Raw genomic sequence first — 12272 nt, 5'->3', positions numbered from 1 at the left:
GACCTATTCTACCTGTTTATCTTGCACTTTACTCTCGAGCGCGCGATCGCGTAACCCAGGCTAAGTAACACGCGATCAATATATTCAGCAAACCCTAAATACTTTGTTGAAAATAAATTAAAAGTCTTCTTCCTTGTTTCTTCTTTCCTCAATATTCATCCCTTAAATCCGTTCCCTCCGTTAAATCTCGTGCACTGCTCGTTGCCAAAATGCTTTCTTCTCAAAACTCGTATTCAACTTCTCCGGCAACAATCCTATCTGTCACCAATATTCTGTACAGTTCCAGTTCTTCAACACTAACTTTTCCGTCAGCCAACATCGCTCTCTTGATGTCTTCCATTTCTTGATTAGATATCTTGCCGTCAGCAACAGCTCGCTCGATTTGGACTTGGAGCTTTTCTAGTTGCCGAGTTTCTTCCTGGGTAGGTTGTTTAGCACTCGATCGCGAAACTAACATAGTTGCTTTCTCCTAGAGATTGACCTCTACTCTGTACTAAGCCGCAACAGCAGATATTGTCAACTCAAAGATGCAAAAATTGACAAATAAATGTAACAAAACTACATTTACTTGTCAATAGGATAAGCTGCAAAATAATTTAACAAAATTACATTTGTTTGTCAATAATATCCGGTTCGCTAGGCGCACTCTACAGGCATTGTTTGTCAACAAAATAAGGTGCGGAATGCCTAGCCTACAGACTGACTGGCCTACTGAACTAATTCTCGAATCCGCGCAGCCGTCAACTCCTCGACATTCCTGAAAACCGCTGCTGCACCAGCAGTTTTCAGCGCATCAGCATAAGCATCGCAGCGCACAGCATCATCCAAAACATGAGGTGGCAAAATTCCAGCCCCCAGCCAAACCCGATTTGGTTGCACTTCCCGCGCCTTCACAACCGTGTAAATATCGGCAACAGTATCTCCCGCGTAAATCACGGGCAAATTTTTTTCTAAATGGTGCAGGTTTTCCAACTGTTCAATTGCGGAGAAAAGTCCAGCCGGATCGGGTTTTCCCGGTGCATCTTCCATCGCCACCAACACGGGGGAATTTAAACTCAGTTTCCCTGACAAAACATAAGCAGCTTCGTCCCGCATCGCCCCGCTAAAAAAGCCCCAAACAATGCCCCCAACTGTTAAATTTTCCAGATAAGCGGGACTTAACAGCAGCGGTTCGTCGCAAATGTAACCAGTCCAATTTTTATCATCAGGCCCGCGATAGCGACTTTGGAAGAAAGCCACTAATTCGTCATAGTTGAGAGCGAGTTGGTTTCTCGATCGCCCAATCCCCTCAAAATAACGGCCAACTAACTCAAAAGATGCCTGCCAGTCATTATTCCACACTCCCTCAGACTTCAGAGAGTCGATATCGAGAGAATTTGGGCGAAAAGCACCCGCCGTGAAATGCTCCACCGCATCCGCGATCGCCCGCCGATAAGAACCGGACACATCCCGCACCACACCGTCAATGTCGAAGACTACAATAACTCTGTTCACAACTTAACCATCCTTGTACCTAGGGCGGGTGAGAACCCAAATTTTATCTGTTCCCAGCCCCTGAGTGGCGCTAAAACCAGCCGCGCCACAAAACTTTTCATGGCCGATGACCAATTATCGAACAGAGTGTGCTACGCTTAGCGATTGTAGAAATTTTTAACAAGTTCGATCGGAACCCTGGAGGTTTGCTTGTCCAAGTTCATCTTAAAAGTTCTCTGGCTAGAAGAGAATGTTGCCCTCGCCGTTGACCAAGTTGTCGGCAAAGGAACTAGCCCGCTGACATCCTACTTTTTCTGGCCTCGCAAAGATGCCTGGGAAGACCTCAAAAACGAACTCGAAGCCAAACACTGGATTGCTGATAACGATCGCGTCGAAATCCTCAACCAAGCGACAGAAGTAATCAACTACTGGCAAGAAGAAGGCAGACGGCGCCCGATGACTGAAGCTCAGTCAAGATTCCCCCAAGTGACTTTTACCGGCAGCAACTAAGCCCAGCTTTAATTTGCTACCCATATACATTGCCTGTTATGGCTGACGAGGGGAAGGAGAGAGGGGAGAAGGCGAGAGGATTTGACGCTTTTTCCACCTCGCCGTGAAACATACAATTTAACTGCGCTACAGCTTATATTGATACTAACTCCGATTTTGGGACCTACTCGGGTTTTGGGCTTGGTCGATTTGAGATTTGAGATTTATCCAAAATAAAGCTCTCAAATCTAATTTGATAGAGTCTAAAAAGACTAAGCAACCAAACCAAATAAATCTAAAATCGGCTTTTTTATACTCTTGAATTGTACAGTCAGCTCTCAACAGCCTTCCCTCTGACTAATGACTAATGACTGATAACTAATGACTTCTTCGCGGAATCTATGGGCGCCGAAAGTACAATCAACCAGACCGAACAGCTACCGCTGGTAGTAAATCCCGACATTCTCCAGCAAGCTATCCTGTACAAAATTAATACTCGCATAAACGCTCGCGGAGAATTAATTTTTCCCTGCGTACCGGGAATGCTAAGCCACTATCTCAAGTCGATAGAAAAGCTATTTAGCACTCTCGACAGACCCCTGCCCGAAGACCGCAGAGACGAACTCAGCAAGCTTTTAGCCACCAAGTTAGAACAAGGCTACCGCACCTCCACAGCATCGATGTTGATTCTGCAATACGAGTCAGTGCAGCCGCCGCAAACCGGTTTAGCTTGCAAAGTGATTGTTACTACCTCAAGTGTTGGAGAACAGTACAAAAGCTGGGTAGACACCAGAGAACCTCCGCTTTTCGGTTCTCATCCAGACGCAAAATTGATGACAACGGCTGCTAAATTGGGCACACCCGATCGAGTGCGGATTTTAGACGTGGGGGCTGGTACCGGCCGCAATACCTTGCCGCTGGCAAGATTGGGCTATTCTGTGGATGCGATCGAACTAGCTCCAGCTTTTGCAGAACAATTGAAAGCAGCAGTAACAGCCGAAAACCTTCCCGTGACAGTGACGGAAGGCGATGTGCTCGATCCCTTAATGCGGATGAAACCTGCCCGCTACCAGTTGGCAGTTGCCGCCGAAGTCATTTCACATTTTCGAGACAGCGATCAAGTACGGCTTTTCCTCGCTAAAATGTGTGATTCCCTGTGTCCAGGAGGTCTTTTACTGTTCAGCACGTTTTTAACCGTCGGCGACTACCAGCCGGATGCCCTCGTGCGACAAGTTGCCCAACTATCCTGGTCTACTTTATTTACCCCCCAAGAACTCGCCACCGCAATGGAAGGGTTGCCCTTAGTGCAAATATCCGACGAATTGGTGTTTGAGTACGAACGCCACCACCTGCCGGAAGGAGCCTGGCCACCGACGCCCTGGTTTCCCAGTTGGGCCACCGGTCGAGATGTCTTCCCGATGGCAAACGCACGCCCCCCAATGGAATTGCGCTGGATTTTGTGTCGCCGAAGTTAAAAATATTTGTCATTTCTAGGCGGACACAGCAATTACAACTGTTAACAGGCAGTAACAGTTTCCTCAGATATTTTTTTTTCAACAGCTTAAATCCGGCTCGCTGTTAATATTGTCCAGCCTGGACAGAAAAATTTACAAAAATATATATTAAAATGTAAAGAGAGCGAAGTTCGATCGCCCCTGGGTGACAAACCCAGTGTCTGATTAGATCCAACGCTTGCCAACCTTTTATTTCTTGCGAAAAATTGGGCTGCTAATGGCAATCGGGCTTGCAGAAAATTCGATCGCCATTTTGATGGGTGCAACTAGAGTTAAGATGAATTCAACAAACCTATTCCTCTTGATAGATGACTTTTTAGGGAATAGGATTACCCAATAGATTAGCTCGCTAGTCAGCGATGCTGCTGAGAAACAAATATGCTTTTAACACGTCCACTACAAGCGTTTGGAGCAATCTTCGGGCACAAACCTTCCACAAATAGATCATCCATCGACCAAAAAACCCGTGAAAATTATTGGGAGGGAAATATTGAGTCCGCTGTAAACGAACAAATTGACTGGTACATCCAAGTGGAAATGCTAATGAGTAACGCTAAATCTTCCTGCACCAATGAAGAGATTACTGCTTGGCTGCGGGGATTGCTGACAATTGCTTGGGCAGACGGCAACTTTGACGAAGAAGAGCAAAAAATGATTGCAAATCTAACTCAGGATGAACTACACCCGGTATCTTTTGAGGAGGGTTTTGAACCTATTTCCCCAGAGGAATTAGCCGCTGTGTTAGGGAAAGACACCGCTAAAGGCGAGGATTTTTTGAGGACAGCAGTCATGGTAGCTTTGGCAGACGGTACCTACTCGCTCAGCGAAGACGAGGTAATCTCTAAGTTTTGCACAGCTTTGGGGCACAATGTAGAGGCGATCGAAGCTCTGCGACACACCATCGAAGACAGCAAGTGCGATCCGCAGGGGCCCAGCAGCCAAATAGTCTTTGATGCGATTGTCCCCCCCGTAGTCGGAACACCGCTTTCATCTCGGCTACCTAAACCTCACCACAAAAATGTCCTGCAACCGGTAAAAGACTGGCTCGACGGCTGGGAAATTCACGACCCAAAATTGGCACACTTTGTCTGTAAAATTATTCCGCCCCAGTGTCCGTTTGAGCGAGATGTCGTGTTATTTGGTCGCAAAATCGTCCATATTCCGGCGATGTGCCAGATTAACCCGCTTTACGAACAGTTAGTCGGGATGCGCTTTCGAGCTCTCTGCTATTTGGCAGATGAATGTAAGGAAGATGTATCGTCCTATTGTTAAAAGGAATGGGTAATTGCTAATTGGTAATTCATTCCGGGGCGCATAACCTCTATCTGTAGGATGCGCCCATAAGCACATTACCGCTATAATTAGCACGTTAAATCAGTATTTGCTGAAGTCCTGTAATTAGAAATTGCTAATTTTAAGTAGATTATTTGCGATGATGTAGAAACCTATTATTGGCAATAAAAAATAGTTTGACACCTATTCGCACCTGAGAAAAACCCAGTTTATTCTGTTTTCGTGCGTGATTCCTGCTAATAGCAAATCTGCTTTTATAATACTAATTCAACAAAAGTCTTGGTACAATCCTCAACTTATTATAGAGATTATTAAAAGATTTAGGAGCCGGACACGGCAGTGCCGTTTCCCTACAGATGCTCGCGTACAATCTCTCGCTCTGCACTACTTTTCAGAATTGGTATAATTATATTTTTCCGGCAACTGTAAATCGCCACTAAACTTGGCTTTAGTCCGCCTCGGCGGACTAAAGGAAAAGGGCAATATGGTACTTGCATCTGGTATAATAATAACTAATGACTATTGACACTCACTATTGACTACTGACTAAATTATGCAATTTATCGATCGAGCAGATATTCAAGTCGCAGCCGGCAAAGGTGGCGACGGTATGGTAGCTTTTCGCAGAGAAAAGTATGTACCGGCTGGCGGGCCGAGCGGCGGCACCGGCGGGCGGGGCGGTTCTGTGTTTATGGTAGCCGTGGAAAGCCTGCAAACGCTGCTGGATTTTCAGTACAACCGGATTTTTAAAGCCGAAGACGGGAAGCGTGGCGCGCCGAAGAATATGACTGGGGCTTCTGGGGACGATCGCACGATCGAAGTTCCGTGCGGTACAGTTGTTTACGACGCGGAAACTCAGGCAATCTTAGCAGATTTAGTAACGCCCGGACAGACTTTTTGCGTTGCCCAAGGCGGCAAAGGCGGTTTGGGGAATAAGTGTTTTCTGACCAATTCTAACCGCGCTCCAGATTATGCGATGCCGGGAAAAGAAGGAGAACACAAATTTTTGCGTTTGGAATTGAAGCTATTAGCTGAAGTGGGAATTCTCGGGATGCCGAATGCTGGCAAATCCACCTTAATTTCTGCTTTGTCTGCAGCTCGCCCCAAGATAGCAGATTATCCGTTTACAACTTTAGTCCCGAATTTGGGTGTAGTCAGAAAACCGACTGGAGACGGTACGGTGTTTGCAGACATTCCGGGATTGATTGAGGGAGCGCACGAAGGTGCTGGTTTGGGTTACGAGTTTTTGCGGCACATTGAGCGGACTCGGTTGTTGCTGCATTTGATTGATATTACCGATGAAGATCCGATCGCCAATTATGTCACAATTCAGGAAGAATTGAAGGCTTACAGGCGTGGTTTAGCCAATAAACCGCAGATTTTGGCTTTTAATAAAGTAGATGCGATCGATCTCGAAAGCGAAGAAATCGGTAATTTAATCAGCCGACTTAAAGAAATTAGCGGCGCTCCTGTTTTGTTGATTTCCGCCGTTAGTAGACTTGGATTGGATGAATTGATGCAGCAAGTTTGGCAAAAACTCGACGAGATGAACGAGAAAGAGGCGGCGGAACTCGAAGCCGTCGCGAGTGTTTAATCGCTTTCTGCTTCCTGAAATTTCCGTGAATGGGTAAGTGTTTTTTTGAGGGGGTCAAATCTTTCGGCTGTATGGCTTGTGCGGCAAGGGTTTGAGCCTCTCTGCTGAAAAAATAGGTTCACGGAAACGATGAAAGTATTGCTGTGTATAGCTTTGAGGGTTGTTGAAAATTTTGCCTCTTGACAGGTCGGTGCCTGAAATGATATTTTTTTTTGGATGCTTAAGAGAACAGTACCTTGAAAACTAAATACTGTAATGCTTTTGGCACGGGCACCCGAAATCAACCTAAACCCCTATCAGGGATTGAAACTTGGCCGCTTTCAGCCGACCATTTGCCTGATTTATTTTTGGACCCGAATCAACCTAAACCCCTATCAGGGATTGAAACAATGCCAAAAGTGGAAGATGTGGAGACGCCCTACAGCCCGAATCAACCTAAACCCCTATCTATCAGGGATTGAAACTGGGGAGACAGGGTGTGGCGGAAGTGCGACAAGGGCCCGAATCAACCTAAATCCCTATCAGGGATTGAAACACCATGAACCCCATCGGGGCCAGCGCCACCCCAAAAGGCCGGAATCAACCTAAATCCCTACCAGGGATTGAAACCGCTTCATGTCCCGGTTGTAATCCCGATGTACTTTGCCGGAATAAACCTAAACCCCTATCAGGGATTGAAACGACAAGATGATCGCGAGCTGGGGAGAAGAGGGGGGCAAACCGCCGGAATAAACCTAAACCCCTATCAGGGATTGAAACAAAGTGAGTCAAAGTGCGATCGCCCCTTCGGTCAAAGCCGGAATAAACCTAAACTCCTATCAGGGATTGAAACATGGATAAACATTTGAGTCGTGGACGCATCAACACCAAGAAACCTGGTTTTTTACCATTTCTGGGGCTGTAACAAAGTATTTCGTGAAAAACCCGGTTTCTGAGCACCGATTAGTAAGTCTTAAGTCTTGTTAAATTGGGTTTGAGTCGCGAATTTGCCCGTTGTAATCGACTCTCACCCTCCCATCTTGGGAAACCGTAACAACCGTTTCTACAGTAAAGACAGACGAACCAGGCTTGGAACCCTTAAAAGTAAAAGTCCAAGTTCCATCGCCATTGTCAACGAACGGCGATTCCTTAGAAGTACCGTGCATAGAAGCTTCAGCTCGATAGTTGCCTAAACCCCCATTAGCAATTTCTGCTGCTTGACGGGCTAAGTTTTTTGCTCGATTGAGTTCGATATTATTGTTAATCACTGTCACGCCATCGGTCTGATATTCAGGAGCAGGATTAGCGTTACTCAAGGGGGGGGAGACTCCAACGGCTAAAGTTGAAAGCGCTACCAGACAAGCAAGTCGAATGTTTAGTTTCATAATACAAACTGATTTATAGTTTGATAAAGTCTACAACACTTGCCCGAAAAAACCCGGTTAAATTTTCAATTTTTAATTTTCACTTGTGAATCTGCTGGCGTTTCCCCACCGTACAAATAGCGGTAACTCATCCGAGAAATCTCCCGAATCAATGTTTGAGCTGGCTTCTCGGTTTCCGGCGTATGCTTCACCATCACCGCCACCAAATAACGCTTACCGTTCGGCAAATCCACCATCCCCGCATCCGCTAGCATTGTATCAATGTTGCCGGTTTTGTGAGCAATAACTGAACCTTCGCCTAAACCTTTCGGCAGCAAAGAATCGTTTTTAGTTTGGCGCATGATTTGCAAAATGCGATCGCGCGATTTCACCGATACCAAATTCCCCCGATCGACCTGGGCTATGATATTAATCAAATCCTTCGGACTGGTAGTATTAGTTCCCTCCAAATCTGGCAATTTATTACGCAGAACCGTCGTACTCAAACCCCAATTTGCAAAATGCTGATTCAAAACCTCAGCACCTCCCAACAACTCAATCATCATATTGGTCGCCGTATTGTCGCTGACAACAATCATCTTTTGGGCAACTTCCAAAGCCGAATACTTCGTACCCGGAGAGTCGTCTTGCATCTCCCCAGAACCGCCGACAATATGTTCTGGCTTCAGCGTCAACATCTGATCTAACTGCACTTTCCCCTCATCTACTGCTTGGAAAAAAGCTACTAAAATTGGCAGTTTAATTGTGCTAGCTGAAGCAAAAGCAGTATCGCCATTAAAGTTTAGGTAGCTTCCAGTATCTAAATCAACTAGAAATATTCCGGCTGTCAAACTAGGATTTTCTGTTGCTAAAACCTGAACTTGGGTTTTCAAAGCTCCTAATTCTTGATTCAGTTGCAGCACTTCTGGGGTTGCGGATGCCGCAGATGCGCTATCGGCTGGGTTTTTCTGCCCTGTGCTGGTTTGTTCTTCTGCCGCTACAGTGGATGCTCGACTCACAGCATTTACCACCGACAGCAGCGTACCGCAAATCACCGCTATGCCAACTCCCAAAATCAGCAAGCGAGTAGCGTACACCAACGGCGGCACGCTCCGAGGTGCAGAGCGTTTACCCGGTCTCTGACTCGCTTTTGGGCGCGGTTTAGGCACGGGGGGTTTTTTGGCATCTGCAGGGATTACCGTGTCTGGAATGCGAACTGGGGGCGAACTGGGACGACTTCCACGGGTGGTAGGGGGAGTGGCAGTTGGGAGCTGGCTGTTGGGATTGCTGGCGATCGAACTCACATTTTCCCGCTCCCGATTCGGGTCCGGAAACTCGAACATATCGACAGCAGCGAGACCTTTTTTGCGCGGTTGGCGAGTCTTCGACTGCGGAGTTTTGCTGGTTCTGGGTTTTCTGGGGTTAACTGCCGATCGGGGATCGGATAAAAAGTCTTGTGTAGTAAATTCTTCCGAAGATGTGGGAGAATTGGCTCCAATTCTGCTGCCGCGACCCTCTTGCAGTGGCAAAGTCGCAGGTTCGGGCGATCGAACTTCTGGGTTGCCGTTTTGCGGTTGGGGAGGGCGGCGGCGGCCCGAGTTGCCAGATTGACTTGCTTTGCCGGACTTAGGCTGCTTTGACCCGGAGTTGGGAGAGGATATCGACGAGGATATCACCGATAGTATCGATCCTTTGGGAAACCGCTCTGCCACGTCTTACTCCTTCATCACTAATGTAAAGTTCAAGTTTAAGATTTTTCAGCTTGCCAGCCAATCAATTTTAGATTTTAGATTTTAGATTTACCCCAGACGCTGCATGGTATCAGCAACTGGGTTTATTGTTCGCAAATTATCGCAAAGCTTAGGTTTTTAGTCAACAAACCCTGTTATGAAGGTGACAAGTGGGTGCAGGAAAGTTCTCTGTGAAAAAAATCCTCAATCTCACATCCCCAATTATCAGCATTTCTGCTAGCTATCCGTTGGATTTTCCGGCAACGCCCCATCCAGAGTATCAGAATTTGCCTCTCGTGGGTAAGTTTTGATTGCCCATTCTGTTTGGCGGAGGACGCCCCGCAGCATGGCGACTTCATCCACTGTCGGATAGGCCCTGTTATACAAACGCCGAAATTTTTCCATCCGGCTTGCTGCTGTGTGCCGCTGCAAATATCCTATTTTGAGTAACAGCGTTTCTAGTTGCTGGTAATATCCCTCTAAATTTTCCAAGGGAGCACTGGCGAGGGGAATTGAGGGATTTTCTGTCTGGCGGGTGGCAAGTTTTTCTTGGTAACAAGTTGATAAATTATCTGTGGCATCGGGTATTGAAGAGGCAGAGCCTCTGGATATGCGTTCCCAGGCTGAGCCTGGAAACGAGGCATCTTCTTCTTCCTTCTTCCTTCTTCCTTCTTCCCGGTATATTTCGTAGCAGCAGATAGCGACGGCTTGGGCGAGATTTAGGGAAGTGTAAGCATCGCTGCTGGGAATGCGGATCAGGCGCTGAGCGCGGTTTAATTCGGCATTCGTCAAGCCGCAGTCTTCTCGGCCGAAAATTAGGGCGCTGGGGGCTTCGAGGAGCCAAGGCAAGGCATCTGCGGGATCTTCTAGTTGTGTTGGCAACGATCGACTATCGTCTCCTGTAGTCGCGATCGCTCTGACACACCCAACCAAAGCAGCGGGCAAACTCTCGACTATTTTGGTAGTTTCCAATATGTCGGCGGCGCGAACAGCCATCAGTCGGGCTTCTTCTCCTAAATGATCACAGTGGGGATTTACCAAAACTAATTGGTGCAAACCCATATTTTTCATGACGCGGGCAACAGAACCAACATTCAATGGGCCTGCTGGTTCGACTAAGACGATTCGGATGTTGGCGTCGGCCGTTTCGAGCATTTTTATTTGGGGAGGTGTTAGGCAAAAATTGGTTATTTTGTTTGTTTTGATTAAAATTTAATCACTAACTAATGTAATGTCCAAATTAGCATGGCCAAGCAACGATCGAAATCTGATTTACCGACAAAAATGTGCCCGGTGTGCGATCGACCTTTTACTTGGCGCAAAAAATGGGCCGACTGCTGGGATGAGGTCAAATACTGCTCCGAACGTTGTCGTCGCCGCCGTTTAGCGGCTCAAGATTAAGAATGTAGGGCAAGTTGCTCGATCAAAGCTAAGATTGCAAAGGAAAAATTTTAGGTATTAGGTTATAAATTATGGCATCGCAACATGTGCAACCAAAGCTAGTTATTCACGGCGGTGCGGGCAGTTCTCTACATAGTAAAGGCGGAATTGAGGCGGTGCGGAAATCGCTTTACGATGTTTTGGAGGAAGTTTATCCGCTGCTGAAAGACGGTGCAAGTGCCGTAGATGCAGTGGTGCGGGGCTGCCAATTGCTGGAAGATGACCCGCGATTCAATGCCGGTACTGGTTCTGTGGTGCAGTCGGATGGTCAAATTCGGATGAGTGCTTCGCTGATGGACGGTTTGATGCAGCGTTTCAGCGGGGCGATTAATGTTTCTCGCGTTCAACATCCGATCGAACTTGCTCAATTTTTGCAGCATTCGGACGATCGAGTTCTCTCTGATTTTGGTTCAGCGGAATTGCTGCGAGAACTTCAATTGCCGATTTACGATCCGATGACGGATTTGCGTTTGCACGAGTGGATGCAGGAACGCCAAGGCAATTTTAGCAAAGCAATGGCTGACGTGGTTGCCGAACCGGCCGGTATGGGTACGATCGGAGTCGTAGCTTTGGATGTTCATGGACGCTTGGCTGCTGGAACTTCGACTGGTGGCAAGGGTTTTGAGCGCATTGGGCGGGTTAGCGACTCGGCGATGCCGGCGGGAAATTACGCGGCCCAAAGTGCGGCGGTAAGCTGTACGGGGATTGGCGAGCACATTATGGACGAGTGTTTGGCCGCGCGTATTGTGATTCGGGTAACAGATGGTTTGAGTTTGAAAGCTGCTTTTGAGCGTTCTTTTACTGAAGCTGACGAACGTCAACGGGATTTTGGCGCAATTGGAATTGATGCTAGCGGGGCGATCGCTTTCGGCAAAACTAGCGAGGTGATTTTGGGTGCTTTTCACAATGGTATGGAAATGGGCGATACTTTGGAAATGAGCAAGGGAACGCTGATTTTCATTGCTTAAAAGGGGGATATAAATTGTCAGTCGGCGGTTCAGATACCCGACTTTTTGAATAATTCGGGTATCTCGATCGGCGTTACTTTTATATCAACTCCGGTGCCATCAGGATTAACCCTGTTTTGTCACTTTAGGCAGAGGAAAAGTATAAATCAGGCTGAGTCAGGAAGATAGAAATTGAATCGGTGAGGTGATAAATAATAGATTGAAGTTGAGAAAAACCCAAAGCTAATTGAGGAATAGGAAAAACTGTTAACCAAGGGTAGATGAGATTAAATAAAGTAAAAGGTTGAATAATTAAGCGAAAATTGTTAAGAATATTCTTCCAGCCTTTCCCATCATCCCACCAGGGGTGTGAAGCAGGGTAAGCTCATCTAATTTAGTATAAATTGTACTTGACAAAAAGACAAATATAAAAAATGTGGTATTTACGT

At 46.7% G+C, this 12272-nt stretch carries 12 protein-coding genes and 1 pseudogene; 7 read left to right on the top strand and 6 right to left on the bottom strand.

Annotated elements, in window-relative coordinates:
* Window positions 1–220 precede the first annotated feature (220 nt).
* Together QUA04_RS26350 and QUA04_RS26345 are read right to left on the bottom strand one after the other, a co-directional pair.
* Window positions 221–457, bottom strand: a complete 237-nt coding sequence (locus tag QUA04_RS26350) for a hypothetical protein (RefSeq protein ID WP_333262852.1) — start codon at window positions 455–457, stop codon at window positions 221–223.
* A 251-nt stretch (window positions 458–708) separates the two neighbouring features.
* On the bottom strand, window positions 709–1494 hold the full coding sequence (locus QUA04_RS26345) for a TIGR01548 family HAD-type hydrolase (RefSeq protein ID WP_333262850.1): 786 nt from the start codon (window positions 1492–1494) through the stop codon (window positions 709–711).
* A gap of 177 nt (window positions 1495–1671) precedes the next feature.
* Here QUA04_RS26345 and QUA04_RS26340 point away from each other — a divergent pair, with 177 nt between their 5' ends.
* The 5 genes from QUA04_RS26340 (at window position 1672) to QUA04_RS26320 (ending at window position 6824) form a co-directional block, all read left to right on the top strand.
* The gene (locus QUA04_RS26340; RefSeq protein WP_278187374.1) at window positions 1672–1983 is read left to right on the top strand and encodes a 30S ribosomal protein PSRP-3; all 312 of its coding nucleotides are present in this window, start codon (window positions 1672–1674) and stop codon (window positions 1981–1983) included.
* Window positions 1984–2504: 521 nt separating this feature from the next.
* Window positions 2505–3437, top strand: coding sequence for a class I SAM-dependent methyltransferase (locus QUA04_RS26335; protein ID WP_445242374.1), 933 nt, complete (start codon window positions 2505–2507; stop codon window positions 3435–3437).
* Between the two features lie 417 nt (window positions 3438–3854).
* On the top strand, window positions 3855–4748 hold the full coding sequence (locus tag QUA04_RS26330) for a Mo-dependent nitrogenase C-terminal domain-containing protein (protein ID WP_333262844.1): 894 nt from the start codon (window positions 3855–3857) through the stop codon (window positions 4746–4748).
* A gap of 574 nt (window positions 4749–5322) precedes the next feature.
* Window positions 5323–6363, top strand: coding sequence for a GTPase ObgE (obgE, locus tag QUA04_RS26325; RefSeq protein WP_333262841.1), 1041 nt, complete (start codon window positions 5323–5325; stop codon window positions 6361–6363).
* A 236-nt stretch (window positions 6364–6599) separates the two neighbouring features.
* A complete protein-coding gene (locus QUA04_RS26320; RefSeq protein ID WP_333262838.1) occupies window positions 6600–6824 on the top strand; it encodes a hypothetical protein in 225 nt (74 codons plus the stop codon).
* A 501-nt stretch (window positions 6825–7325) separates the two neighbouring features.
* Here the strand turns inward: QUA04_RS26320 and QUA04_RS26315 are convergent.
* The 3 genes from QUA04_RS26315 to QUA04_RS26305 form a co-directional block, all read right to left on the bottom strand.
* Complete coding sequence (locus tag QUA04_RS26315; RefSeq protein ID WP_333262834.1) at window positions 7326–7727, bottom strand: hypothetical protein; 402 nt, start codon at window positions 7725–7727, stop codon at window positions 7326–7328.
* 65 nt (window positions 7728–7792) lie between these two features.
* On the bottom strand, window positions 7793–9418 hold the full coding sequence (locus QUA04_RS26310; protein WP_333262831.1) for a serine hydrolase: 1626 nt from the start codon (window positions 9416–9418) through the stop codon (window positions 7793–7795).
* Between the two features lie 255 nt (window positions 9419–9673).
* The gene (locus tag QUA04_RS26305; RefSeq protein ID WP_333262828.1) at window positions 9674–10591 is read right to left on the bottom strand and encodes an RNA methyltransferase; all 918 of its coding nucleotides are present in this window, start codon (window positions 10589–10591) and stop codon (window positions 9674–9676) included.
* A gap of 90 nt (window positions 10592–10681) precedes the next feature.
* Between QUA04_RS26305 and QUA04_RS26300 the strand changes: the two genes are divergently transcribed.
* A complete protein-coding gene (locus QUA04_RS26300) occupies window positions 10682–10837 on the top strand; it encodes a DUF2256 domain-containing protein (protein ID WP_006631540.1) in 156 nt (51 codons plus the stop codon).
* A gap of 71 nt (window positions 10838–10908) precedes the next feature.
* On the top strand, window positions 10909–11844 hold the full coding sequence (locus tag QUA04_RS26295; protein ID WP_333262825.1) for an isoaspartyl peptidase/L-asparaginase: 936 nt from the start codon (window positions 10909–10911) through the stop codon (window positions 11842–11844).
* Between the two features lie 124 nt (window positions 11845–11968).
* Here QUA04_RS26295 and QUA04_RS26290 read toward each other — a convergent pair.
* Window positions 11969–12199, bottom strand: a pseudogene (locus QUA04_RS26290) (IS701 family transposase); the annotation flags it as partial.
* Window positions 12200–12272: the final 73 nt, after the last annotated feature.

It is taken from the genome of Microcoleus sp. S13_C5 (assembly GCF_036700845.1).
Taxonomy (GTDB): Bacteria; Cyanobacteriota; Cyanobacteriia; order Cyanobacteriales; family Microcoleaceae; genus Microcoleus.
This window is presented reverse-complemented; position numbering and strand designations above follow the sequence as displayed.

Coding starts and splice junctions, on each gene's coding strand:
- QUA04_RS26305 (WP_333262828.1), bottom strand. CDS start 10,591: ATGCTCGAAACGGCCGACGCCAACATCCGAATCGTCTTAGTCGAACCA.
- QUA04_RS26300 (WP_006631540.1), top strand. CDS start 10,682: ATGGCCAAGCAACGATCGAAATCTGATTTACCGACAAAAATGTGCCCG.
- QUA04_RS26335 (WP_445242374.1), top strand. CDS start 2,505: ATGCTAAGCCACTATCTCAAGTCGATAGAAAAGCTATTTAGCACTCTC.
- QUA04_RS26295 (WP_333262825.1), top strand. CDS start 10,909: ATGGCATCGCAACATGTGCAACCAAAGCTAGTTATTCACGGCGGTGCG.
- obgE (WP_333262841.1), top strand. CDS start 5,323: ATGCAATTTATCGATCGAGCAGATATTCAAGTCGCAGCCGGCAAAGGT.
- QUA04_RS26350 (WP_333262852.1), bottom strand. CDS start 457: ATGTTAGTTTCGCGATCGAGTGCTAAACAACCTACCCAGGAAGAAACT.
- QUA04_RS26330 (WP_333262844.1), top strand. CDS start 3,855: ATGCTTTTAACACGTCCACTACAAGCGTTTGGAGCAATCTTCGGGCAC.
- QUA04_RS26315 (WP_333262834.1), bottom strand. CDS start 7,727: ATGAAACTAAACATTCGACTTGCTTGTCTGGTAGCGCTTTCAACTTTA.